The organism is Rhodobacteraceae bacterium M385 (assembly GCA_025141835.1).
GTDB lineage: Bacteria > Pseudomonadota > Alphaproteobacteria > Rhodobacterales > Rhodobacteraceae > Gymnodinialimonas.
In genome coordinates this window covers 2,946,708-2,970,478 of the sequence record CP081102.1, presented here as the reverse complement: position 1 = coordinate 2,970,478, position 23,771 = coordinate 2,946,708, and the positions used below count along the sequence as shown (strand labels likewise).

Here is a 23,771-nt window from a genome sequence, read left to right as displayed (position 1 = left end):
CAACGAAATTTGAATTTTGTTTAGGCATGTGCAAATCCTGTGACAAATGTTATTAAGCTACCGAACATTTAAAGGAATGTACGAATGCAAAGGGTCGAGACCGAGGAACTGGCCAAGCAACTTCCCGACAGATCGAAGCGGGGCATAGCGCGCGATACGGCAAGGCTCGTGCGGGCAGGGGTTTTGCCTGTGGGTGCCCGGCTGCCGCCCTTGCGCGATTTGGCCTTTGCCATGGGCATCAGCCCCAGCACCCTGTCTGAGGCTTGGAAAGAGCTACGACGTTTGCGGATTCTGACTGGACGCGGAAGGAACGGCACCTTTGTAAGCGGATCATCCCTTGCGCCGCGTCCCGCACGCCTGACCGCGCCCGGGCTGATCTCGAAAGGGGCACTGAACTTGTCCATGGGCGCACCCGACGTGGCACTTTTGCCCCCACTGGCCGATGCAATGGCCTACGGCACCCAGGCCGAGGGTCTGAACGTATACGAGCGCATTCGCATCTTGCCCGAACTGGAAGCAGCACTTCGCCCCACTTGGCCCTTCACGAATTCATCCATGTTGGCGACGAACGGGGGCTACAACGCGGTGTATGTCGTGCTGCAAGCCTTGATCGCGCCGGGCTCCGTCGTGGCGATTGAGACGCCAACTCCGATCCGGCTACTGGATATTCTTGAAGATCTAGGGGTGACGATCGTGCTGGTGGAGCAGGATGAATTTGGCCCCAAGCCAGAGTCGCTGCGCAAGGTGCTGGAGCAACAGCCCTCCATCTTCATCTACCAACCGATCATCAGTTCCGCGACCGGGCTGCATCTGTCCCCACAGCGGATGGCGGAAATCGGGGACGTGTTGGAGCACAGTGATATGTTGATTCTGGAAGATGATGGGTTAGGCGACATCTCCAACGCGCCGCCGCAATCCTTGGGGGACCGTTTTCCGAACCGGGTGCTGCACATTCGGTCGTTTTCAAAGTGCTACGGGCCGGACCTGCGTATGGCGGTTCTGTCAGCTTCGGAAGAGATGATCGAGCAGGTGCAATCCTATCGGGCGTTCAGCGCCGGTTGGACAAGCCGTATCCTGCAATCTGCCGTGGCGTGGCTGCTGAAAGACAAAGAAACCCAGCGCCGTGTTGCGATGGCGACCGACATCTACCAACATCGGCGCAACAGGCTGGCGAAAGCCCTGCGCGGGCGCGGCATCGCTTGCCCGGATGGCGCGGGTCTGTGCCTCTATATGCCTGTCCATTCAGAGACTTTCGCAATGATCACCCTAGCGGCTCATGGGATTTCTGTGGTGCCGGGAGAGTATTTCTCAATGCAGCCCTCCGGTCATATCCGCGTCGGCACCGGCTTGCTGAGCAGTGACAACTGCGAAATGGTAGCCGATGTGTTGGCACTTGCGGCCGCGGAGCCTGTGGCCTTTGACAAATTGCCGGGCTAACGGCGCCCCAGAATTGGAACGGGCGCCCCCAATTTCATGGGGCCGCCCGGTTCGATCGCATTCTTTTCGCGTTAGAATTTTGCGAGGATCTTATCGACAGTCTCGCGCACTTCTTCTTTGGACTTGCCGAGCTTCTGCTGAAGGACGCCCTCCATCTGATCTCGGTCACCTTTCGCGGCTTCCAGATCATCATCGGTCAAATCGCCGTACGATTCACGGAGTTTGCCTTTGATTTCAGTCCATTTGCCTTCAATTTGGTCGCGGTTCATAGCGGTTCTCCTATTCAAGTAAGTTTCTCAATCGGCGAGGTGCGGCTTAGTTAGAAGCGACGTCTTCTTCCGGTGCGGTGATCTCGATGCCGGGCACGGTGATGGTCTCTTCCGTGATCTCGACTTCGCCCACTTCGGCGTCAAATTCTGGCATGTTACCGCCTTCAACGGTGACTTCGGGCAGAGTCGCCTCTTCGGTCTGATCGATGTCGATCATGTAGACGCCAGCAATGGCAATCAGGGCAGCGACGGCGATGGCGAGGATGGTTCCGGTTTTCATTGTATATCTCCTTAGTGTCTGAGTTGAGAACGGACAGGTGTGAGATAAGTTCCGATAATTTTTATAAATAAATTCAATAATTTATGTTCGGAACACGCAAAAGGGTGAGCGGCCACGAGGCAAGGCCGTTCACCCTTTTGGAGCTGTGGACGCAGTCGTGTTACGACCGCCCACTTACCAAACGCGCCACCAACGAGATGACGAACAAGGCAACAAAGATAAAGAACAGGATCTGCGCGACCCCGGCTGATGCGCCTGCAATACCGCCAAACCCGAAGAGGGCAGCGATCAGGGCAATGATAAAGAATGTGACGGCCCATCGAAGCATGGTGAGTCTCCTTTTCAGTTACGAAAGGGAAACCCTGTTGCGACAGCCTTGGTTCCAAAATTGTTCAGAAAACCTGCAATCCGTGCAGCAAGGCGGTCACGTCCTCGGTGCGGAACGGCTCATCCAAGTAGTGAAGCCAAGCGTGCTCCGCGATCGGCTGCAAACGCCCCCGATCCAACATGATGACCGGGGTTTCGCTGGACTTCCAGAAGGCGGAATGGGGCGATTCCAGCAGCGCCTCTGGGGCAGCGGACAAGATCACGAGGCGCGCGGGCTCCAACGGGACGTGGGACAGGTCCGAGAACGTCAGCACCTCAGTTGCGCCCTCACTCTCCAATATGTCACGCAAATCGGTCGCCACCAACGCATTGGGATGGACGATCAGGCATGGGTCCGAGGCCACGACGTTGGTCTGGCCAACAGAGGCGGGTGAGGGGGGCTGAGCAGAAGTCATCATGGCATTTGGAACAATCCTGAATGTCCCGCATTAAACTAGGACATACCAAGGGAAAGAAAAGTTATGGTCACCGACTGCGCTAATTGTCCCCTGCGAAAACGTGAAGCCTTCGATTCATTAACCACAGATGAAGCCGCGTTTATGCGGCGGTTCAAAGTGGGGGAGCTGAAGGTCGATGCAGGCACGACCCTGTTGATGGAGGGCTCAAACAGCCCACAATTATTTACTGCTCTCAAGGGGATGGGCCTGCGCTACAAGCTTTTGCCGAATGGACGGCGGCAGGTGGTGAACTTTGTTCTCCCCGGCAGTTTCCTAGGCCTTCAAGCCGGGGTCATGGGGGAAATGAAACATACCGTGGAGGCGACAACTCCGATGGTTTTATGTGTCTTTGACCGATCTGAGTTGTGGCAACTTTTCAAATCCGAGCCCGAGCGTGCGTTCGACCTGACGTGGATCGCGGCAATGGAAGAACATTTCTTGGGTGAGGCGATGACCTCGATCGGGCAGATGACCGCGATGCAGCGCCTTTGCTGGGGCCTGTTGCGCTATTACGTGCGCTGCGTCGACCTTGGGCTGAACACGGGCGATAGCTGCCCGTTTCCATTCCGCCAACAGGACCTGGCGGATGCCTTGGGCCTGTCGCTTGTGCACACGAACAAGACGCTGATGAAATTGCGTGGCAGGCAGGTCCTGTCGTTAGAAGACGGAATACTAAGCCTGCGTGACCAACAGCAGATGGAAGAAATCGCCATGCTCGAGGTCACAGCTCAAACCCGCCGCCCATTGATCTGATGGAACGGCGGGCAGGGGAGAGGAGCGTGGCTTACACGCCTATTTCTCAGCTTCAGCGTCAGCCTCAATCTCATCTTTCACTTGGCCCCAAGCCAGCAGGGCGAACACCAGCGTTCCGCCCACGACGTTGCCCGCCAGCACCGGCAGGAAAAATTGGAACACTGCGGGCGCGGCGTTCAATTCGCCCAGAAGGATCAGCACCCACATCTCTACTGATCCAGCGATGATATGGGTGAAGTCACCCGCCGCGATAAGCCACGTGAAGATCACGATTAACACGACCTCGCCGCCGTTCTGACTTGGCATCATCCACACGATGGACGCGACAAGCACACCGGCGGGAATGGCACGCAGAAAGCCTTCCGACGGGCTAAAGCCCGTAGCGTGGTGCGACAGCTCTGTAATATTGGCTAGCACATCAGGCGCGACACCGGATGTTTGCGTCATGAATGCGGCCGCCGCCAAGGCGCCGATCACATTTGCGGCCAGAACGATGCTCCACAATCGCAGGACAGCCGCGCCGCTGCGCCAGGTGCGTTCCGCCGCCAACGGAAGGATGGTCGAGATCGTGTTTTCCGTGAACAGCTGCATGCGTCCAAGGATGACCAGCAAAAATCCCATCGAATACCCAAGGTTTTCAACCAGAAAGCGCCACGGGGCGTCGGGCAGATAAGTGCGGAAGACCGCCTCTGCCAGGACAGAGAATGAGATCAAAAGACCGGCGGCAACGCCGGACCAGACCAGCGACCTTGTGGGGCGGTCTAGCTCTTCCTCTCCGTCTCTGCGGATGACCTCGTAGATCAGTTTAGAACTAAGGCGGGCTGCCTTACGAACGGCCATCTCTTCGCGCATGGGAATTCCTTTTTGTTCGCCGGGTAACGCGCCGGAGCCCATTAGGTTCCCCAAATTTTAGCAGGAACTTCTGTGTCGGGTCGGGGTTGGAAAGGTGAACAAGCAGAGGAGATCGCAATGACTGACACATTGAAAATCGTACCGAGCGCTGATGAAATCGCCACCGGCGTGCGTGGCGCGTCGGCCGTGGCCGAAGGGTTGGCCGATGTCTTAGCCGATACTTACCGCCTGACGTTCAAGACTCACGCCTACCATTGGAACGTCACCGGCCCGGCCTTTTACTCGATCCACAAACTGACCGATGGCCACTACGAAAATATGTTCGCCGCCTCTGACGTGCTGGCTGAACGTATCCGCGCGTTGGGGAAGCTGGCCCCGACTAAGCTGGAAGAGATCGTTAAACGCTCTCGAGTAAAGGATCTGGACGAGCTGCCTTCTGCCGGCGGCATGATGGATGACTTGGCCCAAGATCACGAGAAACTGGCTCATCGTCTTCACGCCCTTGTCGAACTGGCCGGTGACCACAAAGACCCGGTAACCGAGGATTTGGCAACGGAACGTAGCGCGTTCCACGAGGAAGCTGCGTGGATGCTTCGCGCGATCACTGCCAGCTAACGCCTCTGGCGTCGGCACAAAAGAAAGCCCCGGCCAAATGGTCGGGGCTTTTTCTTTTGTACGATGCAGCGCTGATTAAACGGCAACGTCGATATGTTCAGAGGAAGCAAAGAACATCGCTTGGCTGACGGCAGCACGCACTTGATCTTCCGAGTAAGGCTTGGTGATCAGGAACGCGGGCTCTGGCCGTTCGCCGGTTAGCAGGCGCTCGGGGAATGCCGTGATGAAAATCACCGGACGGTCACCCAAGTCTTTGAGCAGGGCGTTCACCGCATCAATGCCCGAGGATTTGTCGGCCAGTTGGATATCCGCCAGGATCAGGTCAGGCACCTTCGCTTTGCCCTTGGCAATCGCGTCATCGCGGGTGCGAGCAACGTTTGTCACCCTATGGCCCATGTCGGTGACGATGGATTTCAGGTCCATCGCAATGATGCCTTCGTCCTCGATGATCAAAATATCACCGGTCACCATTTCGCCCATTTCCGCGCGGGCCCGTGCGACGAGTTCTTCGGCCTCGGCCTGGGGGATGTTCATGATGCGGGCGAGATCGCTGAAGGTGAATCCTTCAACCGTATGCAACAACAACGCCTCACGGGTGTTGGCGGTTAGTTGCGACAGGCGCCATTGCGCACGTGCTTCTAGCGGGGCAGAGGCGTCGGATTCCTCGGCCATAGGCGCGCCTGAGCTGGACCAAATTCCATGGAAAACCCGGAACAAACCAACCTTTGTGGATGCATCATCTGCCACCGTTGAGGGGTCAGCTACGATCGCTTCCAAAGTCGCCATTGCGTAGCGGTCACCGGTGTCTTGGGCCCCGGTCAGAGCCCGCGCATATCGCCGCAAAAATGGTAGTTCTGACACCAGCTGCGTGCTCAAGTCCGGTGTGGTTTCGGTCGATGCCATGATTTTTTCTCCTCGTGGACATTTAATTGGGAACCTTTTGCAGCGTTAAAGGTTCCCACCTAGACGACATTTATTTTCTTACCGGTGAAACATGGCCTCAGATACCAAGAAATCCAGCGTGGATCGGCAGATCGACGAAAATTTAAAGCGCGTCTACGACGACGCGATGAAGGATGAATTGCCCGATCGCTTCATGGACCTAATTGCTCAACTCAAGGCAAAAGAAGGAGTTGGCAAAGATGGGAACTGATCCGCGTGACGAGATCGTTGAACATTTGCCTTCGATGCGTGCGTTTGCGCGATCGTTGACACGAAATCCGTCCTCAGCCGATGACCTGGTGCAAGACACCGTCGTGAAGGCGTGGTCGAACATCGACAAATTCGAAGCGGGCACCAACATGCGTGCTTGGTTGTTCACCATTTTGCGCAACACCTTCTACTCCGCCCACCGCAAGCAAAAGCGCGAGGTCGAGGATATCGACGGCGATATGGCAGAGCGTCTGTCTGAAAAGCCCGCCCATGATGGCCGTCTGGCCCTGAAGGATTTTGCTGTCGCCTTTGCAGAATTGCCCGATGAACAGCGCGAATCTTTGTTGTTGGTTGGTGCAGAAGGGTTTTCTTACGAGGAAGCCGCAGACATGTGCGATTGCGCCGTCGGCACGATCAAATCCCGTGTGAACCGGGCACGGAAGCGTTTGACCGAACTACTTGAATTGCGTGACGATGAGGAACTGGAGCTGACGGACGCCGCGACCGTGGCCGTACTGTCTGGACCCTCTGCAGCATGACGACCTTCAAGCGTCTATGGCGAAGCGCCACGTCGCTACGAGCGCGACTGGCGCTTTTCCTGAGCCTTTCCATCCTACCTCTTGGGATTATTGCCGTGGTTCAGACCTCGGCAGTGGTGCAGGACGCACGTTTTTTGGAACAGCACGACATCCTTGCGCGCACCGCGCAGGCGGCCAGTGCTGAACAGGCGTTGCTGCGCCGCGCCCATGGGGCCGCGACGGCACTGGGGGCTGCGGCCACGATTATCGGCATCAGCGAAGAGGCATGTTCCGCAACGATGGAACGCTTTGTCGCGCAGTCGCAGGCCTACGTCTACGCGGGGTATACGTCGATCACCGGCGATGTTTCCTGTGCCAATGGGCGTGAAGGGGTTGCCCTGTCGAACCGCGCTGAATGGCAGGATTTTATTGAGCGTCCGCGCCCAATGATTACCGTGGAGCTTCACGATGATGATGGCGGACCGTCGGTCATCGTAGCAACCGCCCCCGCTTTTGACCCCACCACATTGGCTTTGCTTGGCGCCGCTTCTGTCGCCATCCCCCACAGCCTGACCGATACTCTGTTGGCGGCCGAGGTTGAGGACGTCGAACTGGCGTTGATCGACGAGTCCGGCCAAGTGCTTTCGGCCAGCACGGGCATTACTGACATTGAAATTTTTGAAACGCTCAGCATCGCGCCAGATGCCCTTGGGGTAAACTCTCGTGGTGTGACGTTCAACGTGGTGGCGGATGATGGCTCTCAGCGCTTGGCGGCTCTGGTTCCGCTGATCGAAGATCGCGTGTATGTTCTGGGCCTATGGAACGGAGAGGTACAGAACTACTCTGTCTCCGTTTTCGGATCTTTAACGCCGCTCTTTCCTATTCTGATGTGGGCCATGGCGTTTGGCGTTGGTTTTTTGGCCCTTAACCGTTTGGTTTTGCGGCACCTTAAGGAAATCCGCCGCCGCATGGCCGCGTTCTCGTTTGAAAACCCGAGCGCCGGGGTGGCCAACCTAGATGATCCCCCTGATGAGTTCCGCCAGATTGCGACGACGTATAATCGGATGATTGAAAGGATGCAGGCTGATCGCGATGAGCTGGAAGCCAGCCTTGAAGAGAAAGAACTGTTGCTGCGCGAAGTGCATCACCGGGTGAAGAACAACCTACAGTTGATCGCCTCGATCTTGAACATGCAGATGCGCGCGGCCCCGGATAGCACCTCCAAACGTGCGTTGCGCCGAGTGCAGGACCGCGTGATGAGCCTCTCTACAATCCACAAGGCGCTTTATACGGGGACCACGATGGTTCACGTTTGGGCCGACAAGCTGTTGGAAGAAGTCGTGCAGGCCGCGTTCAACGTGGGCGTGCCGCAGGGCAAGGGTATTCGGACGTCTTTGCATTTGGACCCGTTGCAATTGGACCCGGACCAAGCCGTGCCATTGGCGCTGTTGGCCAATGAAACGGTGACGAACGCGGTGAAATACATTGGCCGTCCGAAGGCCGGACAACCCACCTTGGATGTGCGCCTTGTGGCGGGCGAGAACCGTAAAGTGACCCTTACAGTTGAAAACAGCACTGGCGTCGCGATCCAAGATGACCTCGCGGCGGAAGGCACGGGTCTTGGTGTCCGGCTGGTCGAGGCATTCGTGTCGCAACTCGGTGGCGAATGGGAGGTGATTGAAAGCAATGAAAGCTATTGCTTCAAGATGGTGTTCACCGCTTTTGATTTGGTCCCCGATCAAGCCAAGCCGGACGCTTCCGCCACCGCCACCATGGCGCAGCCGGGGTGAGTGTCATGGCATCAGAGGAAACCAACACACCTAACCCGATCCGTGAGTTAGAGGTCTTCTTCACGGCAAGCGAAGCCTTCCCGGCGTTTGAAAGGCTTTGCCTGAATGCGGCAGAGCATATCACCTGCTGCTTCCGTGTCTTCGATCCGGCCACGACCCTTCGCAGCGAGGCGGCGCGGGAGATCGGAGAGACGTGGTTCGACTTGCTGCTGCATGTTCTGAACAAGGGCGTGGCGGTCGACATCACGATCAGTGACTTTGACCCGATTGTTGCAACCGATGACCACAGACGCTCTTGGCGTGCTGCACGGCAGCTTGCGGCGTTGAACGAGCTGTCGGGCAATGGCTGCCTGACCTTCAAAATTGCCATGCACCCGGCAAGGGTTGGATTTCTGCCGCGTCGCGCCCTGAAGTCAAAAGTGGTCGAAAAGCTGGAAGAGCAAGACCCTGATCCCCTGACACCCGGTTTGCAGGATCTCAGTCCCAGCGACGACCTGCCCCTGTATCCCGCGACCCATCACCAAAAACTGGCGGTTGTGGATCACGAGGTGCTCTATATCGGCGGTTTGGACCTGAACGACCGCCGCTACGATACCAAGTCGCACAACCAAAGCTCTGAACAAACGTGGCAGGACATTCAAGCGATCGTGCGGGGGCCCGTTGTGGCCGCAGCACGGGCGCATTTGGACAGTTTCCACGAGGTTACCGCAGGGCAAGCGGACGCGCCCCCACAAGCGCCGGGCTTTTTAAGGACGCTTTCGTGCAAGCGAAGTCAGGACATCACCCATATCGCGCCTCGGCCCGTGATCTCGGAGATCGAAGCGGCGCATCTGGCTGCGATCGAGCGGGCCGAGGGGCTGATCTATCTGGAAACGCAGTTCTTTCGCCATAAACCCTTGGCTAATGCCTTGGCCAAGGCGGCCCGTCGCAAGGAAAACCTTGCCTGCATCCTGATCCTGCCCGCCGCGCCTGAAGACGTGGCGTTCGAAGGAAACGAGGGAGAGGACGCACAAAAGGGCGCGCAATTGCAGTTGAAGGCGTTGAAAATACTGGCCAAGGGGTTTGGCGACCGTTTGGCGCTTGCCGCCCCTGCGCAACCGCGCCCTGCCGTTAACGTACCCGAGGCGGCAGTGATCCACGGGGCCCCTTTGATCTACGTCCACTCCAAACTGTCGCTCTTTGGGGTGGACGAAGCGATTTTGTCGTCAGCAAATCTGAACGGCCGCAGCTTCCGTTGGGATACCGAGGCAGGATTGCATCTGACCCAACGCGCCCATGTGCAGCCTCTTTGGTCACGCGCGTTGCGCCATTGGCTCCGCGACGACGCACCCGATCCTTTCGGCAAGCCCGCCGACGTGGTGGCCCAGATCAACAGCCTTTTGGCCGAAAACGCCGCCGCCGCGCCGCAGGACCGCCGCCATCTTTTGTTGCCCTTCGATCATAGTGACCAGATGCAACTTGCCTCTGCAGTGCCGATCGTCCCGGACGAAATGCTTTAAGCGCGACCCCGGCAAGCGGCGCTCGGCGCGAGCCATGGGAAAGCGCGGAAATTCTATGGCTGTATTGGAACCTTTCCGCGTCCTCCCCGTTACCTAGATACAGACAATGCAAAACAGATGAGACGCGTCGCAGGTCAGGGCCATCCCGGACCCGCATGGAGGGGATTTGCCTAATACGCACCCCAAAAGCCCGCGCAGTTTGTTGCAGAGAAATTAAAGGAGTTCGCCATGACACGTTCGACAAAATCCGACATCGCGACGGCGGCTAAAGAAACTGCCGAGGACGTCGCTAAGACCGCAAAGGCAAATGCCACCGTGAAAGCGGAAGCGGCAAAAGAGGACGTGGCAGCACGTGTTTCTGAGCAAGCCGAAAACTTCCGCGAAGCAAGCGAAGCGTTTGAGAACAACGCATTGGCCTCGGACGCAGTGAAGTATTTGGGCGACAACCTTGCCCACGCGGCCACTGCCGTACGGGACATGGACCTGTCCAATATTCAACATGATATGACGCAGTTTGCCCGACGCAATCCGCTGGTCTTTTTTGGTGGCGCCGCTGCCCTGGGCTTCCTTGCGGCCCGCGCCATGAAGGCGTCCGAGCGCGCCGGTGCGCCCGTCACGCATCCTGACCACCTGGACTACTCCGGTGTACCAGCAGGCCGTGAAGCGATGACCGAGCAAAGCACTCAAGGGTGGGGGTACTCCTAATGCCAGCCCCGCAATCTGATCTTAGCGGGTCTGCCCATCTTCTGACGGATATCGTCAGCCAAATCGGGCGGATTCTGCGCAAAGAGGCCGCGCTGGCCAAGGCCGAGGTGGGGGAAAACCTGTCGCGGGCCGGGGTGGCGATTGGGCTGATAGTGGGCGCTGCTCTGTTGGCGCTCGTGGCGCTGATCGCGCTGGCCGGCGCGGGTGTTGCCGCTTTGGTGGCTGTACTCGGTTGGGCGCCCCATTGGGCCGCTTTGGCGGTCGGCGGCGGTATCGCGTTTGTGGCGATTTGTCTTGCTGTCAAAGGCATACACGACCTGAAGCCTGAACGCTTGATGCCTAATCGCAGCATCGCCAACGTCCAGCAGGACGTGGCCCTAATGAAGGAGCGGATCAATGCCTAGCATGAAGCGCATCGAAGCAGAGTTGCAGGCTGAACGTGATGTTCTGCGCGCGCAGCTCATGGTGCTGGAAACGCAATTTTCCCCAGACCGACTTGTCGGCAAAGCCTCTGCCATTCTTGGCGGACTGGGGGAGGGGGCCGTGAGCACCGCTCGGAAAAACCCCGGTCCCTTGGCCCTGACCGCTGGTGGACTGGCGTGGATGGCCGTGAAGGCTGCTACGCGCCAAAACGGCCCGCGCATAGGCTACGACGCCTCGCGCAATGAAACCGTCGGCGGATTGCGCCAACCCAGACCGCCGATGGCGGGTTTTGACGCCCGCGTTCAAGCCGCTGACAGCGCGATGCGAGCGGCACAAACCGCACAATCTGATGAAGGAGAGTACTCCATGACCGATACAACTCAACAAACCCGCTTGAGCCATGCCAAGGAACGTCTGTACGAGACGACCGAAGGCCTTCGCGCCCGGATTGAAGAAGGTCTCGATGGCCTGCCCGACGGCGCTAAGGAGCGTATTCGCAAGGCTCGCGAAGCTGCGATTTCCGTGCAGGCCCGAGCCGAGGCTGAAGCCTCCCGCGCTGCCCGTGCTGCCCGTGAAACGGCCCATGACAACCCGCTTCTTGTGGGCGGACTTGCCCTTGCCGCCGGAGCCGCGCTGGCAATGATGTTGCCACGCACGCAGATCGAAGACCGCACGATTGGCGCTCATCGCGACCGCCTGTTCGACGAGGCGGATCGGATTTTCCAAGAAGAGAAGGCCAAGCTGCAAGCTGCCGCCGAAGATGCCGTCGCCGAAGGCCAAAAGCGCGTGAAGGAATCGCTCGCGACTGATGGCAAAGGGGGCGTGGGCAAAGCGGCCTAAGCAATGCCTCAGTCCAGATGACCAGACCATTCGGCCCCCATCCCATCAAGGGATGGGGGTCCTTTTAATGAAAAGGCCACACGTCATGTCCCAAACAGATCAAGCAAGCTCTATGCGCGGTCAGAACGCCCAAAACCCGGCCCAGATTCCCGCTCGCGGCTACCTGGATGTCGCCATGCGCGTGGTAAAACGCCAGGGGCGCGATCAGCTAAGCTTGATTGCCGCGGGCGTCGCGTTTTTCGGGATGTTGGCACTTTTCCCCGCCTTGGCTGTTGTGGTCGCCTTGGGCGGCTTAGTCGTGAGCCCTTCGCAAATCGTGGCGGAAGCCGAGGCTTATTTGTCGGCTATGCCCGAAGCTGCCCGAGAGATCGTGGAAGGCCAGATGCTGGAACTGGCCCGCGCGGACGGAGAGAGCCTTTGCATCGCCGCTCTGATCGCCCTGGGACTGGCAATATACTCTGCAAGCAAAGGCATGGCGAACTTGATTTCTGGCCTTAACGTCGCGTACGCGGAAGACGAGGAACGAGGCTTCATAGCGCTGAAATTGCGGATCATCGGCCTGACGGTATTTTCAATCCTTCTGGGGCTATTCTCGATCGCGGCCTTGGCGGTTTTGCCGCTTAGCGTGGATCTCGTGTTCCGTTCGGAAACGCTGACCAATCTGGTGTTGGTGCTACGGTGGCCGCTGTTGATCGCAATGGCGTCGGTCGCGTTCAGCGTGATCTACCGCTACGGCCCGTCTCGCCGTCAACCCAAGTGGCGCTGGATTGCGCCGGGTAGCGTTCTGGCGGTTCTGATGTGGGTCAGCGCTACATTCGGCTTTGCGTGGTATGTGCAGGCCTTCGGTACCTATAACGAGACGTTCGGCACCCTTGCAGGCGTGATCGTCCTGCTCATGTGGCTGTGGTTGAGCGCCTATTCCATCCTACTGGGCGCTACGATTGATGCAGAGCTGGAAGCGCAGACGATGAAAGACAGCACCGTTGGTGCGGATCGCCCCATGGGTCAGCGCGGTGCGGTGAAGGCCGATAGCTGCGATGCAGGACAGACCGACCCGGCTTAAGCCGGGTCGATGGGGGTGGGGACGGTATCGTCTTTCCCGTCCAGCATCACAAAGCGGACCCACACCACAAGTGGAATGGCGACCAGCCCGCCAATCGGCCCCCAGAGCCAGAGCCAAAACACCAGCGACAGGAACACCATCAAGGGGTTCAATGCCATATGGCGCCCCACGAACGTGGGCGTCACAAACTGTGATTCAATCACGTTTAGTCCGATGAATGCGGCCACCGGGGCTAGGGCCATCGGCCCGTCGAAGGTCACGATACCGACCAAAAGAAGGGCTACGGTAATGAGACCTGGCCCAAGGTAGAGCACGAAGTTCAACAAGAATGCGGCGAAGCCCCACATGATGGGCTGCGGCATTCCAAGCACAGACATCGTCAGCATAACGGCAACGCCAAACCCAGCGTTAATTGTTGAAATCGCAAGGAAGTACCGCGAGACACGGGCCTCTGCGCGGATCAGAAGTGGCTCGGACAAGCGCGGCACGAAGCGGCAGACGCGGGCATAAACGTCGCGGCGCGTGGTCAGGAAGAAATAGAGCGTGCCGACAAAGATCATGATCCCCCCCAGCACGGCAGGGCCGTATGATAATGCGCCAAGCAGGTTGGGGATCGGCACAGCGGCAGCTTCAGCGTCGGGGGCCGTCTCAGCCCCGTCTGACAGCGCCTCGTTGACGGTGTCTTGGATTTCCTGCACGTCGGCCACGGCGCTTCGCAGCCCTTCGACGAAGGTCCGCAGCTCGGACCAAATCAATGGCCCGTTTCGAATGGCGTGCGTAATTGTTGGCTCCACCACAAAAAACAGCACCCCGGCGAACACAAAGAAGGCCGCCAAAATCAAAAGGGCCGCTGCCGCGCTTGGGATGCGAAACCGTTCTAGAAAATCTACGAAAGGGGCCAAGACTAGGCCCAAGACAATCGCGGCAAGCACTGGCGCGATTAGGCTCTGCGCCTGGTCAAGCACCAGCCCAAGAAGAATAACAACAAGGACGATGTTGGCCATCGGCAACGCGCGTGCCGGAGATTCGATTGTTTTCATACCGCTTCAACGCGGGGGAGGGCCAAAAGTTCCCGCCGATCGATTAACGCCTGACCAAAATGCTATTCGGCCGCCATCCGCTCTGTGGCGGGGGCAAGCGCAGCATATCCATCGCGGGTTTGTGGCGTCTTAATCCCAAGCACCGCCCCCGCAACCTGCGTGCGCAGGATTTGCGCGGTGCCGCCGCCGATGGTGAACATCCGCACGTCGCGGTACATCCGCTGCAGCGGTTCCTTGTCACTGTAGCCGCGCGCACCGAACATTTGCAGCGCGTCGTTTACCACCTTTATGCCCACTTCCGAGGCGAACAATTTGGCGCGTGCAGCCATCGTCATGTCAGGGAAGGCCTGACCCGATTTGGCCGCTTCATGAAGCATCAGACGGGCCGCATGGACCTGCGTGTCCATGTCCGCCACCATCCATTGTAGGCCTTGAAACTCTGCGATGGGACGGCCGAATTGTTCGCGTTCCAACAAGTAGCGTTTAGCGTGATCCAACGCGCCGGATGCGACACCTAGCGCAATCGTGCCCGCGCCGACACGCTGCGAATTATACGCGGTCATCAGGTCGGCAAAGCCATGCTTCAGACCCGACGGCGGTGTCAGAAGCCACTTCTCATGAACCTCCAGCCCCTCGAACCGCAGTTCCGCTTCGGGCATGCCGCACAGGCCCATGGTGTGCTCGCGCCCAACAACGGTGAAGCCTTGGGGCAACTCGCCGCTCTGGCTGTCGGCGAAAACAATGAAGCCGCCGATGCCTTGGGGGGTGCCGTCCTCGGCCAAGACCTGCGCAAAAACGAGGTGGAGTTTCGACACGCCGCCTCCGGTGATCCAGTGCTTGCAGCCGTTCAGCACATATGTATCGCCGCGCTTGCGGGCGGTGGTCTGCATCTGCGTTGCCCCACTTCCGGCCTCTGGCTCGGTGATGCAAATCGCAGGCTTGTCGCCCGCCAGAACATACGGAGCGCAGAACGCTTTCTGGGCATCGGTGCCGTAGGCCATGACGGCGCTGATGCCGCCCATGTTAGCCTCTACCACAATCCGGGCCGTCAGGGTGCAGACCTTGGCGATCTCTTCAACGACCATAGCGACGTCCAGAAAACTCGCCCCTTGGCCGCCTAGTTCTTTTGGGATCGTCATGCCCATGATCCCGGCCTCGGCAAGCTCGGCCACATTGGGCCAGCAATAGCGGCGGGTCTTGTCCCAATGGTCCGCGCGTTCAGCAAAGTCGGGTGCCAGGTCGCGGGCGGTTTGGACAAGGGGGTGGGACATGAGCAGGCTCCTTTGCGGATAATCACGGAACCGTGATTGCGTCAGAGCATACAGTGGGTGTAGTTCATATCTATCCTATAAGATTTCATTTTAAATTCAGGAAGATTGAATTACTTGCAAACCCGATCGCTCAGAACCCTAGTGAAGATCTCTCAAGCAGGTTCTTTCGCGCAGGCGGCGGGGCAGTTGGGGATCACGCTTTCAACGCTTTCCATGCAGATGAAAGCGCTAGAGGCCGAGTTGGGCGTTGCCCTGTTTGACCGCACCCACCGTCCGCCACGATTGACGCCCTTGGCCGTATCGGTTGTGGAACAGGCGACCGCGATATTGCAGCACGAAGACCAACTGGTGGAGCTGTGCCGCCCCAGCGATACGCTTGTCGGGCATTTCAAACTGGGCTTCGTCACCACGGCGGCTGTGCGGCTGCTGCCCGACTTCCTGAAGCGCGCCCAAACCCTTGCCCCGCAAGCCCAGTTCGAGGTGGAAACCGGCCTGTCAGCGGTCTTGCAAGAGAAGGTCGTGAATGGCCAAATTGATGCGGCAGTGGTGACGGACGCGGGCGCCTTTCCACCCCGCCTCCTGTCGCAGCTCCTGCGCCGAGAGCCCTTTGTGTTTGCCGCCCATCGGCGGCTTTTGGGCGGCGGGCTTGCGGGGTTGATGGCGCAGCACAGGTTCTTTCACTTCATGCCCGGCACCGGGATCGGCAAGCTTATCGCGCGGGCCATGGGCGAGCAGGATCGCCCGCCAAACGCAGCCTCGGTCGTGTTGGACGATTTGGAGGCGATAATGGAATGCGTCACTGAGGGGTTAGGGTTTACCCTGCTCCCCGAGCCGGACGTGACCCGATACCTGACGCCCGAAATCCGCACCCTAGCCGCGCCCGATGATCTGGAAAGGAAGCTTGTTCTGGCGGTCCAGCGCGAAGGCGCCCTTGCGCCTAGGTTGGGGGCTTTGCAGGCGCTGTTTGGGGCAGGTTAATCGGCGGCGTTGACCTGCATCTCGTACAGCCGGGAATAGGCGCCGCCCCTTGCCAAAAGCGTGTCGTGGGTGCCTTCTTCGATCACGCGTCCGGCCTCCATCACTACAATCTTGTGGGCTGCGCGGATTGTGGCCAAACGGTGCGCGATGACCAGCGTTGTGCGCCCTTGCGCCAATCGGTCCAACGCCTTGCCCACCAGCTTTTCCGACTGTGCATCAAGGGCCGACGTCGGCTCGTCCAACAACAAGACTGGCGCGCTTTTCAGCATTGCCCGCGCGATGGCAACGCGCTGGCGTTGGCCGCCCGACAAAGATGACCCGCGCGGGCCAACTTGGCTGTCCAACCCCAGCGGTAAGTCCTTGGCAAACACATCGACGGAGGCGTTCTTCGCCGCCTCCTTTACCGCCTCCTTTGAAGCCGCCTGATCGCCCATCAAGATGTTGGCCGCGATGGTTTCATCAAACAGCGCGGTTTCCTGCCCCACTACAGCGATCGTGTCGCGCAGGGTTGTGATATCTGTGCCGGTCACCGCCACATCGCCGATCTGGATCGTGCCAGATTGCGGATCGTAAAGGCGAGTAAGGGCGGCGAAAACGGTGGTCTTACCCGCGCCCGATGCGCCCACAAGTGCCGTCGTCTCGCCCGCTTTGGCAGTAAAGCTCAGGCCGCGCAGAACTGGCGCGTCGCCGTAGGACAAATGCACATCGTCAAAGATGATATCACCGTGGGTCAACGGTCGTGGCTTGGCAGGGGGCAGAATGGTCGGCGCGGTCTCGAACACCTCATAGATACGCTCCAAAGAGGCGCCTGCGGCCTGCACCTGTCCGGCGATGGACGACAGGCGGCGCAGGGGTTCAAACAAAAGGCCTAAGGCGGTGAAGAACGACATGAATTCGCCCACCGTCTTTTCGCCCGCGACGATGTCACGGCCGCCGAAATAGAGCACGGCAACAAAACCAGCGGCGGCAATGATGTCGATCATCGCCGGGTTGGCGGCAACCCCGATCTCCGCCTTGATTGAGGGGCGCAGGAACTGGCGCACTTCTTCGCGGAAGCGGTTGGTTTCATTGGTTTCCAGACGGTTCAGCTTGATTGTCTGAATGCCGTGAAAGATCTCATCCAGCCGGGTCGATAGCCGGGCGGCGGCCTGTCTCGCGGCGATGGCGGTTCTGCGGATAAAGGCTTGCACTGCCAGAAGTGGCAGGATCAGGACCGGCAGGCCGATCAGCGCGTAAAGCGCCCATTGCCAATCGGTCCACACCATCACTGCCAGCAAGGAGATCAGCGTCACGCTATCGCGCCCCAACGACACCAAAACCGACGACGACAGCGATTGCAGCGCCGCCGTATCGCCACGTACCCTTTCAATCAACGCGCCGGGCGCATTGCCTTGAAAGTAGCTCATGTCGAGGGTCAGGAAATGCGTCATCAACCGCGTTTGCAGTTGGGTCACGACTTTCAGGCCAACGCCTACCATCAACACCCGTTGAAAAAAGCCTGAGGTGGCGCGTAGGGTAAACAACCCGCCCACGGTCAGGGCGACCCACGTCACGCCGCCCATGGAACCGGCGCTGAACAGCTCGTCAAACAGCGGCTGCACCAACCACGCAAATGCCCCGATCGCCGCCCCTTCGACGGTCATCAACACGACGGCAAGGGCGATGATCGGCCAGAACTGCACAACATGGTCGCGCCACAAACGGCGCATCAAGTCGCGAGGGCGTTCGGTTGTGTAGGGATCGGTTGGGGGCGTCACGGACATGGGGCAGGGGTCCCGGCAGGATTGGCGGAGATGTGCGGCACGGTCGCTTTCCTCTTCGGCACCCTCGTGAGGGTAGGCGAAGCGATACGCGATGTACTGCGTCAGCACAAGAACTGCCCGATTCGCCTGAAAACGCCGAATTTTCCAGACGCTTCGGTGGATTTCATTGGAAACGACAGGAAATTCGCCCTTGGTTCGGATATTCTAGGCGCTTCCGGTTGAAACCAAACCCGGCCTGCGTCTAGGCTGTATACACAAGCTAGGGCTCGGTCGATTGACCGGTGACACCAAAGCGTAACAACAGGGAGTGGGGTTTGACCTCAGACGGATCGCAAGCGTTCGTATCGTTCGATCGCGTTCAAAAGAGCTATGACGGCGAGGTTCTTGTCGTCAAAGACCTTAACCTGCACATCGGTCGGGGCGAGTTCCTGACAATGCTTGGGCCCTCGGGGTCCGGCAAGACCACGTGCCTCATGATGCTAGCTGGCTTCGAGACCGCCACCCATGGCGAGATTACCCTCGACGGCAAGCCCATCAACAACATCCCGCCCCACAAGCGCGGTATTGGGATGGTTTTCCAGAACTATGCGCTGTTCCCACACATGACCGTGGGCGAGAACCTGTCGTTCCCGCTGGAAGTGCGCGGCATGGGCAAGTCCGAGCGCGAAGGCAAGATCAAGCGCGCGCTCGATATGGTGCAGATGGGCGATTTCATCAATCGCCGTCCGGCGCAGCTTTCGGGCGGTCAGCAGCAGCGGATCGCGCTGAGCCGTGCCTTGGTGTTTGAGCCAGAGCTGGTCTTGATGGATGAGCCTCTGGGCGCGCTCGACAAGCAACTGCGCGAGACTTTGCAGTTTGAAATTACCAATCTGGCGCACGAGCTGGGGATCACCACGGTTTACGTGACCCATGACCAGACCGAAGCGCTGACCATGTCGGACCGGGTCGCCGTCTTCGATGATGGCCGCATTCAGCAATTGGCCCCGCCGGATGAGCTGTATGAAGAGCCACAAAACAGCTTCGTGGCGCAGTTCATTGGCGAAAACAACACGTTGCAAGGCACGGTTAGCAAAATGGCTGGCGACATGTGCGAAGTGACGCTGGCCGATGGCTCGATCATCGACGCGCTGCCGGTGAACGTGTCGGCGGTGGGTGAGAAGACCCAAGTGTCGATCCGGCCCGAGCGGGTCGAAATGGACGAAAGTCGTCTAACGCCCGGTGCCCATACGTTGAAGGCTGAGGTGCTGGAATTCGTTTATATGGGCGACATCTATCGGACCCGACTTCGGGTCGCGGGCGTAGATGACTTTATTATCAAAACACGAAATGCCCCCGATCAGCGCAGGCTGAAACCGGGGGAACGTATCGAGATCGGCTGGCGTCCACAGGATTGCCGCGCGCTGGATGCGTGATGCTGGTGCCCGTGTAAGCAGGCGCTAGCCAATAGCTCGGGGAAACCCCGACAGAAGTTCAACCAAGGAGAGACAACATGAACCTCAAGAGCCTTATGCTCCTGACAACTGGCGCCAGCATGGCCGCCACCGGCGCTATGGCCGACGGCCACATGGCCGGTTCCATGACACTCGTGTCCTGGGGCGGTGCGTACCAAGCCAGCCAAATCAACGCCTATTCCGATCCCTATGTAGCGATGCACGAGGGGCTTGAAGTGATCTGGGACGAAAGCTCCGGTGAAGCTGTGGCGCGTCTGCGTGCCATGAACGAGGCCGGCAACATCACTTGGGACCTCGTGGACGTTGTGGCCTCTGACGCCATCCGCCTCTGCGACGAAGGTCTGGCGATGGAAATCGACCACGACGAGATGCTGGCGCCAGGCGATGACGGCTCGTCCGCATCTGACGACTTCGGCGACCTGATCGTTTCCGACTGTTTCATTCCGCAGATCGTGTATTCCACGACCGTCGGCTACCGCACGGACGTTGCAGAATGGAACGGCAACACGCCAACCGATATCTGCGCGATCTTCGACACCGAAAACTTCCCCGGCCAGCGTTCGCTGGAACGTCGCCCGATCGGCAACCTTGAATGGGCCCTGATCTGTGACGGCGTTGCGATGGAAGACGTCTACGACGTTCTGGAAACCGATGAAGGTATCGCGCAAGCATTTGCCATGCTGGACACAATCCAGGACAACACCGTTTGGTGGACCGCTGGTGCCGATACGCCTCAGCTTTTGGCCGATGGCGAAATCGTCATGGGTTCCACCTACAACGGCCGCCTGTTCTCGCTGATTGAAGAGCAAGACCAGCCCGTTGCAATGCTTTGGGACGCGCAGGTGTTCGATCTTGACGGCTGGATCATTCCTGAAGGTCTGCCTGAGGACCGTCTGGCCCGTACGCTCGACTTCGTTCGCTTCGCGACCGACACACAGCGTCTGGCGGATCAAGCTGCTTACATCTCCTACGGTCCGGCACGCGCAAGCTCCGCTCCGCTGGTAGGTCAGCACGCAACGCTTGGCATCGACATGGCGCCACACATGCCAACCGACCCGGCAAACGCCACACGGACCTTCCTGTTCAACTACGAATGGTGGGCAGATTACCGTGACGACATGGACGCCCGCTTCCAGGCGTGGCTGGCCCAGTAAAGTCGTAGACCGGGCCTCGGCCCGGTCCGCATCATACCCGGGCCAAGGCCCGGTCTACGGGTGGGCTGCCCTTGTGGCCCACCCACACCTTCAGAAAGACTCAGACCTTCAAAAAACAAGGCGGCTCCCAATGCCCAAAGGCTACATCATCGGCCATATCACGGTGAACGACCCCGAGGCTTACCAAGAATATATCGAGCGGGACACGCCGATCCTTCTGAGCCACGGCGCGCGTCCGATCGTCCGGGGGGGCAAGGCCGAGGTGCTGGAAGGTGAAACGTTCCAACGTCACGTCGTCTTTGAGTTCGACAGCTACGAGGCTGCGATGGCTGCCTATAATGACCCAGAATATCAAGAAGTTGCAGAGATCCGCCGCCGCACAGCCGACAGCGTGATCCTCGTCGTGGAGGGCGTTTGAATGTCTGATACCACCGTCCAAGACGGCCCCGTCCTTGCCGCCGATGGCACGCCCCTGAAGCGCAGCCTTGCGCGCGCCCTGCGGGTCCAGAAGATGCGCGCGCTGATGCTGATCGCGCCGCTGCTGATCTTCATTCTGGTCGCCTTCATCGCCCCCATCGTTGATATGTTGTTCCGCTCGGTCGAGAACCAGATCACCTCGGAAACCTTGCCGCGCACCGTTATGGCGCTGGAAGACTGGGATGCCGAAGGTCTGCCCGATGACGATACTTACGCCGCGCTGGCCTATGATTTCATGGAAGCGGCCGAGCGTCGCCGCCATACGCGCCTTGGCTCGCGGCTGAACTACGAGTCGACGGGGATTTCATCCCTCTTCCGTCAGTCGGGCCGTGGCGTGGATGACATTGGCGAAGATTACGCCGACCAATTCCACGACCTGAACGCGCTTTGGGAAGAGCCCGCCACATGGGCCGCCCTTCTGGGGGCCCCCGATTGGGTCGAGGACGCCACCGGCGCGGAAGGCACGGGCCTGCCGTTCCGCCTGTCTGTTTCCGCCACCGAAGCGCTGCCGGAAACCGCCGACGCCTACCGCAGTTTTGCGCGGACGGTTCAAGAAGAAGACGACGACAACCCAACGGCGGAGGAGCCTTGGAACACCGTCTATATGGCCCTTTACCGTGACTTGAGCCGCACCGACGTATCTGGCTACGACGGCCCCATGGCCGAACTGCTGGCCGAGGCGGATGCCGCCGTGGACGGTTTCACCGGCATGTCCCCCAGCGAGGCATGGATCGACGTGAATGACGATTGGGGCGACCGCGAAGTTTGGGCCACGATCGAGGCCTTCTCGGACCCCTACACCGCCGGTTATTTCCTGACCTCCATCGACTTGCGCCTGACCCCCGACGGGATCGAGGCGCAGCCCGAGGAACAACGCGTCTATATCCTGTTGTTCCAGCGCACGATCTTCATGTCGGGGATGATTACGCTAATGTGCGTGCTGCTTGGCTATCCGATTGCTTATCTGCTCTCGAACCTGCCATCCAAATCCTCGAACCTGTTGCTGATCCTTGTGTTGCTGCCGTTCTGGACCTCTTTGCTGGTGCGGACCTCGGCCTGGAAGGTGCTGCTGCAACAACAAGGCGTGATTAACGATATCCTCGTCTGGATCGGTATTGTTGCCGACGACAACCGATTGGCGTTGATTAACAACCAGTTGGGCACGATCATTGCGATGACGCATATCCTGCTGCCGTTCATGATCTTGCCGCTGTTTTCGGTGATGAAAACTATTCCGCCAAGCTATGTGCGAGCGGCGAAATCACTGGGGGCGACGAACTTTACCGCCTTCCGGCGCGTGTATTTCCCGCAGTCCATTCCGGGCATCGGGGCGGGGTGTATCCTCGTCTTCATCCTCGCCATTGGCTACTATATCACGCCGGAATTGGTGGGCGGACGGACGGGGACGTTTATCTCTAACCGGATCGCGTATCACATCTCATCCAGCCTAAACTGGGGCCTCGCGGCCGCGCTCGGCTCTCTCCTGCTGGCGCTCGTGCTGGTTCTCTACTGGGTCTACGATCGCATCGTGGGCATCGACAACGTGAAGCTAGGGTAACACATCATGGACACGAAACTTCCCCCCTATGCCACGTTTGGCCAAAAGATCTGGTTCTATGGGTTCCGGGTGATCTGCGGATTGATCTTCTTTTTCCTGATCGCCCCGATCCTGACCATCATCCCGTTGAGCTTCAACGCCGAGGACTTCTTTACCTTTACGCCGGGCATGCTCGCGTTCGAGGCTGACGCCTACAGCCTGCGCCACTACCGCGCGTTCTTTGGCGAAGACGGCTACCCTTGGCTTGGTCTGCTGATCGGCTTGGGCCTTGGCATTGCCGCGACGGTTGCCTTGAAGGTCCTCAAGGGCTCCACCAACTATTTCCCCATCGTGATCTTGGCCATTCTGGGCCTTGTGGTGGGCAAGTTGTCGGGCCTGGAGGGCGAGGAATGGATGACCCCCATGCGCAATTCCCTGCGGATTGCGCCTGTGGCCACGCTCTTGTCGGTGGGCTTTGGCACATTGGCGGCCATCGGCCTGTCGCAAAGCCACGTCCCGTTCAAAGGCGCGATCATGGCGATCTTGATCTCGCCGATGATTGTGCCGCTGATTATTTCGGCGGCGGGGATGTACTTCTTCTATTCGCGCATCGGCCTGCAAGGCACGTTCATGGGCGTTGTGCTGGCCCATGCCGCTTTGGGTATTCCCTTTGTTATCATCACCGTAACGGCCACACTTGTGGGCTTTGACCGATCCCTTACACGGGCGGCGGCGAACCTTGGGGCGAACCCAGTCACCACGTTCTTCCGCATCCAGATGCCCCTGATCTTGCCCGGCGTCATCTCGGGCGGTCTGTTTGCTTTCATCACCTCATTTGATGAAGTGGTTGTGGTGATCTTCGTCGGCTCTGCCGGGCAGCAAACCTTGCCTTGGCAGATGTTCACCGGCTTGCGTGAACAGATCAGCCCCACAATCCTCGCCGCGGCGACAGTGCTTGTGGCGATCTCGATCGTGTTGCTGACGGTGGTGGAGCTTCTGCGGCAACGGTCCGAGCGGCTGCGCGGCATCGACCCACACTAAGGCGTCTTACGGGGCCAGATGTCATCGTTTGGCCCCAAA

The 23,771-nt window shown here is 59.0% G+C and carries 26 protein-coding genes; 17 read left to right on the top strand and 9 right to left on the bottom strand.

Annotated features, from left to right (window positions below; translation table 11 throughout):
* The first annotated feature begins 84 nt into the window (after positions 1 to 84).
* A complete protein-coding gene (locus K3728_14465; protein ID UWQ94887.1) occupies positions 85 to 1,437 on the top strand; it encodes an aminotransferase class I/II-fold pyridoxal phosphate-dependent enzyme in 1,353 nt (450 codons plus the stop codon).
* Positions 1,438 to 1,508: 71 nt separating this feature from the next.
* Here the strand turns inward: K3728_14465 and K3728_14460 are convergent, their stop codons facing one another.
* The 4 genes from K3728_14460 to K3728_14445 form a co-directional block, all read right to left on the bottom strand.
* Positions 1,509 to 1,706 (bottom strand): CsbD family protein, encoded by a 198-nt coding sequence (locus K3728_14460; protein ID UWQ94886.1) that lies wholly within the window; start codon positions 1,704 to 1,706, stop codon positions 1,509 to 1,511.
* A 46-nt stretch (positions 1,707 to 1,752) separates the two neighbouring features.
* Positions 1,753 to 1,986, bottom strand: a complete 234-nt coding sequence (locus K3728_14455) for a hypothetical protein (protein UWQ94885.1) — start codon at positions 1,984 to 1,986, stop codon at positions 1,753 to 1,755.
* Positions 1,987 to 2,146: 160 nt separating this feature from the next.
* Complete coding sequence (locus tag K3728_14450; GenBank protein UWQ94884.1) at positions 2,147 to 2,314, bottom strand: DUF1328 domain-containing protein; 168 nt, start codon at positions 2,312 to 2,314, stop codon at positions 2,147 to 2,149.
* Positions 2,315 to 2,378: 64 nt separating this feature from the next.
* Positions 2,379 to 2,771, bottom strand: a complete 393-nt coding sequence (locus K3728_14445; GenBank protein ID UWQ94883.1) for a hypothetical protein — start codon at positions 2,769 to 2,771, stop codon at positions 2,379 to 2,381.
* Between the two features lie 63 nt (positions 2,772 to 2,834).
* Here K3728_14445 and K3728_14440 point away from each other — a divergent pair, with 63 nt between their 5' ends.
* Complete coding sequence (locus tag K3728_14440; GenBank protein ID UWQ94882.1) at positions 2,835 to 3,563, top strand: Crp/Fnr family transcriptional regulator; 729 nt, start codon at positions 2,835 to 2,837, stop codon at positions 3,561 to 3,563.
* 39 nt (positions 3,564 to 3,602) lie between these two features.
* On the opposite strand, the gene K3728_14435 is transcribed toward K3728_14440, so the two are convergent.
* Positions 3,603 to 4,415, bottom strand: a complete 813-nt coding sequence (locus K3728_14435; protein ID UWQ94881.1) for a formate/nitrite transporter family protein — start codon at positions 4,413 to 4,415, stop codon at positions 3,603 to 3,605.
* A 117-nt stretch (positions 4,416 to 4,532) separates the two neighbouring features.
* On the opposite strand from K3728_14435, the gene K3728_14430 reads away from it, so the two are divergent.
* Positions 4,533 to 5,030 (top strand): DNA starvation/stationary phase protection protein, encoded by a 498-nt coding sequence (locus tag K3728_14430; GenBank protein ID UWQ94880.1) that lies wholly within the window; start codon positions 4,533 to 4,535, stop codon positions 5,028 to 5,030.
* Between the two features lie 75 nt (positions 5,031 to 5,105).
* Here the strand turns inward: K3728_14430 and K3728_14425 are convergent, their stop codons facing one another.
* Complete coding sequence (locus tag K3728_14425) at positions 5,106 to 5,933, bottom strand: response regulator (GenBank protein ID UWQ94879.1); 828 nt, start codon at positions 5,931 to 5,933, stop codon at positions 5,106 to 5,108.
* A 91-nt stretch (positions 5,934 to 6,024) separates the two neighbouring features.
* On the opposite strand from K3728_14425, the gene K3728_14420 reads away from it, so the two are divergent.
* The 8 genes from K3728_14420 to K3728_14385 all read left to right on the top strand — a co-directional run bounded on the left by K3728_14420 (position 6,025) and on the right by K3728_14385 (position 13,020).
* Positions 6,025 to 6,183, top strand: coding sequence for a transcriptional regulator (locus K3728_14420; protein UWQ94878.1), 159 nt, complete (start codon positions 6,025 to 6,027; stop codon positions 6,181 to 6,183).
* Positions 6,173 to 6,721: an RNA polymerase sigma factor gene (locus K3728_14415; GenBank protein UWQ94877.1), complete on the top strand. Its 549-nt coding sequence runs from the start codon at positions 6,173 to 6,175 to the stop codon at positions 6,719 to 6,721. Before K3728_14420 ends, K3728_14415 begins: the two co-directional genes overlap by 11 nt.
* Positions 6,718 to 8,490 (top strand): sensor histidine kinase, encoded by a 1,773-nt coding sequence (locus K3728_14410; GenBank protein UWQ94876.1) that lies wholly within the window; start codon positions 6,718 to 6,720, stop codon positions 8,488 to 8,490. The genes K3728_14415 and K3728_14410 overlap by 4 nt, the downstream gene beginning before the upstream one ends.
* Before the next feature lie 5 nt (positions 8,491 to 8,495).
* Positions 8,496 to 9,989, top strand: a complete 1,494-nt coding sequence (locus K3728_14405; protein UWQ94875.1) for a hypothetical protein — start codon at positions 8,496 to 8,498, stop codon at positions 9,987 to 9,989.
* A 228-nt stretch (positions 9,990 to 10,217) separates the two neighbouring features.
* On the top strand, positions 10,218 to 10,694 hold the full coding sequence (locus K3728_14400) for a hypothetical protein (protein ID UWQ94874.1): 477 nt from the start codon (positions 10,218 to 10,220) through the stop codon (positions 10,692 to 10,694).
* The gene (locus K3728_14395) at positions 10,694 to 11,098 is read left to right on the top strand and encodes a phage holin family protein (GenBank protein ID UWQ94873.1); all 405 of its coding nucleotides are present in this window, start codon (positions 10,694 to 10,696) and stop codon (positions 11,096 to 11,098) included. Before K3728_14400 ends, K3728_14395 begins: the two co-directional genes overlap by 1 nt.
* Positions 11,091 to 11,957 carry a hypothetical protein gene (locus K3728_14390; protein ID UWQ94872.1) on the top strand — a complete coding sequence of 289 codons (867 nt, stop codon included), beginning with the start codon at positions 11,091 to 11,093 and terminating at the stop codon, positions 11,955 to 11,957. The genes K3728_14395 and K3728_14390 overlap by 8 nt, the downstream gene beginning before the upstream one ends.
* An 85-nt stretch (positions 11,958 to 12,042) precedes the next feature.
* The gene (locus K3728_14385) at positions 12,043 to 13,020 is read left to right on the top strand and encodes a YihY/virulence factor BrkB family protein (GenBank protein UWQ94871.1); all 978 of its coding nucleotides are present in this window, start codon (positions 12,043 to 12,045) and stop codon (positions 13,018 to 13,020) included.
* On the opposite strand, the gene K3728_14380 is transcribed toward K3728_14385, so the two are convergent.
* Complete coding sequence (locus K3728_14380; protein UWQ94870.1) at positions 13,017 to 14,060, bottom strand: AI-2E family transporter; 1,044 nt, start codon at positions 14,058 to 14,060, stop codon at positions 13,017 to 13,019. The two genes, K3728_14385 and K3728_14380, sit on opposite strands and share 4 nt — an antisense overlap.
* A gap of 62 nt (positions 14,061 to 14,122) precedes the next feature.
* Positions 14,123 to 15,331, bottom strand: coding sequence for an acyl-CoA dehydrogenase family protein (locus K3728_14375; GenBank protein UWQ94869.1), 1,209 nt, complete (start codon positions 15,329 to 15,331; stop codon positions 14,123 to 14,125).
* A 141-nt stretch (positions 15,332 to 15,472) separates the two neighbouring features.
* Here K3728_14375 and K3728_14370 point away from each other — a divergent pair, with 141 nt between their 5' ends.
* Complete coding sequence (locus K3728_14370) at positions 15,473 to 16,309, top strand: LysR family transcriptional regulator (GenBank protein UWQ94868.1); 837 nt, start codon at positions 15,473 to 15,475, stop codon at positions 16,307 to 16,309.
* Here the strand turns inward: K3728_14370 and K3728_14365 are convergent.
* Positions 16,306 to 18,072 carry an ABC transporter ATP-binding protein/permease gene (locus K3728_14365; GenBank protein UWQ94867.1) on the bottom strand — a complete coding sequence of 589 codons (1,767 nt, stop codon included), beginning with the start codon at positions 18,070 to 18,072 and terminating at the stop codon, positions 16,306 to 16,308. The two genes, K3728_14370 and K3728_14365, sit on opposite strands and share 4 nt — an antisense overlap.
* Positions 18,073 to 18,386: 314 nt before the next feature.
* On the opposite strand from K3728_14365, the gene K3728_14360 reads away from it, so the two are divergent.
* The 5 genes from K3728_14360 to K3728_14340 all read left to right on the top strand — a co-directional run bounded on the left by K3728_14360 (position 18,387) and on the right by K3728_14340 (position 23,732).
* Positions 18,387 to 19,484, top strand: coding sequence for an ABC transporter ATP-binding protein (locus K3728_14360; GenBank protein ID UWQ94866.1), 1,098 nt, complete (start codon positions 18,387 to 18,389; stop codon positions 19,482 to 19,484).
* A gap of 77 nt (positions 19,485 to 19,561) precedes the next feature.
* Positions 19,562 to 20,677: an extracellular solute-binding protein gene (locus K3728_14355; GenBank protein UWQ94865.1), complete on the top strand. Its 1,116-nt coding sequence runs from the start codon at positions 19,562 to 19,564 to the stop codon at positions 20,675 to 20,677.
* Between the two features lie 130 nt (positions 20,678 to 20,807).
* Entirely contained in the window at positions 20,808 to 21,095 is a 288-nt protein-coding gene (locus K3728_14350; GenBank protein UWQ94864.1) for a DUF1330 domain-containing protein, read from the top strand.
* Positions 21,096 to 22,712, top strand: coding sequence for an ABC transporter permease (locus K3728_14345; protein UWQ94863.1), 1,617 nt, complete (start codon positions 21,096 to 21,098; stop codon positions 22,710 to 22,712).
* Between the two features lie 6 nt (positions 22,713 to 22,718).
* Entirely contained in the window at positions 22,719 to 23,732 is a 1,014-nt protein-coding gene (locus K3728_14340) for an ABC transporter permease (GenBank protein UWQ94862.1), read from the top strand.
* The last annotated feature ends 39 nt before the right edge of the window (positions 23,733 to 23,771 follow it).

What these genes read in the sequence shown, in the direction of transcription:
- K3728_14465 (UWQ94887.1), top strand. Translation starts at nt 85, where the DNA reads ATGCAAAGGGTCGAGACCGAGGAACTGGCCAAGCAACTTCCCGACAGA.
- K3728_14460 (UWQ94886.1), bottom strand. Translation starts at nt 1,706, where the DNA reads ATGAACCGCGACCAAATTGAAGGCAAATGGACTGAAATCAAAGGCAAA.
- K3728_14455 (UWQ94885.1), bottom strand. Translation starts at nt 1,986, where the DNA reads ATGAAAACCGGAACCATCCTCGCCATCGCCGTCGCTGCCCTGATTGCC.
- K3728_14450 (UWQ94884.1), bottom strand. Translation starts at nt 2,314, where the DNA reads ATGCTTCGATGGGCCGTCACATTCTTTATCATTGCCCTGATCGCTGCC.
- K3728_14445 (UWQ94883.1), bottom strand. Translation starts at nt 2,771, where the DNA reads ATGATGACTTCTGCTCAGCCCCCCTCACCCGCCTCTGTTGGCCAGACC.
- K3728_14440 (UWQ94882.1), top strand. Translation starts at nt 2,835, where the DNA reads ATGGTCACCGACTGCGCTAATTGTCCCCTGCGAAAACGTGAAGCCTTC.
- K3728_14435 (UWQ94881.1), bottom strand. Translation starts at nt 4,415, where the DNA reads ATGCGCGAAGAGATGGCCGTTCGTAAGGCAGCCCGCCTTAGTTCTAAA.
- K3728_14430 (UWQ94880.1), top strand. Translation starts at nt 4,533, where the DNA reads ATGACTGACACATTGAAAATCGTACCGAGCGCTGATGAAATCGCCACC.
- K3728_14425 (UWQ94879.1), bottom strand. Translation starts at nt 5,933, where the DNA reads ATGGCATCGACCGAAACCACACCGGACTTGAGCACGCAGCTGGTGTCA.
- K3728_14420 (UWQ94878.1), top strand. Translation starts at nt 6,025, where the DNA reads ATGGCCTCAGATACCAAGAAATCCAGCGTGGATCGGCAGATCGACGAA.
- K3728_14415 (UWQ94877.1), top strand. Translation starts at nt 6,173, where the DNA reads ATGGGAACTGATCCGCGTGACGAGATCGTTGAACATTTGCCTTCGATG.
- K3728_14410 (UWQ94876.1), top strand. Translation starts at nt 6,718, where the DNA reads ATGACGACCTTCAAGCGTCTATGGCGAAGCGCCACGTCGCTACGAGCG.
- K3728_14405 (UWQ94875.1), top strand. Translation starts at nt 8,496, where the DNA reads ATGGCATCAGAGGAAACCAACACACCTAACCCGATCCGTGAGTTAGAG.
- K3728_14400 (UWQ94874.1), top strand. Translation starts at nt 10,218, where the DNA reads ATGACACGTTCGACAAAATCCGACATCGCGACGGCGGCTAAAGAAACT.
- K3728_14395 (UWQ94873.1), top strand. Translation starts at nt 10,694, where the DNA reads ATGCCAGCCCCGCAATCTGATCTTAGCGGGTCTGCCCATCTTCTGACG.
- K3728_14390 (UWQ94872.1), top strand. Translation starts at nt 11,091, where the DNA reads ATGCCTAGCATGAAGCGCATCGAAGCAGAGTTGCAGGCTGAACGTGAT.
- K3728_14385 (UWQ94871.1), top strand. Translation starts at nt 12,043, where the DNA reads ATGTCCCAAACAGATCAAGCAAGCTCTATGCGCGGTCAGAACGCCCAA.
- K3728_14380 (UWQ94870.1), bottom strand. Translation starts at nt 14,060, where the DNA reads ATGAAAACAATCGAATCTCCGGCACGCGCGTTGCCGATGGCCAACATC.
- K3728_14375 (UWQ94869.1), bottom strand. Translation starts at nt 15,331, where the DNA reads ATGTCCCACCCCCTTGTCCAAACCGCCCGCGACCTGGCACCCGACTTT.
- K3728_14365 (UWQ94867.1), bottom strand. Translation starts at nt 18,072, where the DNA reads ATGTCCGTGACGCCCCCAACCGATCCCTACACAACCGAACGCCCTCGC.
- K3728_14355 (UWQ94865.1), top strand. Translation starts at nt 19,562, where the DNA reads ATGAACCTCAAGAGCCTTATGCTCCTGACAACTGGCGCCAGCATGGCC.
- K3728_14350 (UWQ94864.1), top strand. Translation starts at nt 20,808, where the DNA reads ATGCCCAAAGGCTACATCATCGGCCATATCACGGTGAACGACCCCGAG.
- K3728_14345 (UWQ94863.1), top strand. Translation starts at nt 21,096, where the DNA reads ATGTCTGATACCACCGTCCAAGACGGCCCCGTCCTTGCCGCCGATGGC.
- K3728_14340 (UWQ94862.1), top strand. Translation starts at nt 22,719, where the DNA reads ATGGACACGAAACTTCCCCCCTATGCCACGTTTGGCCAAAAGATCTGG.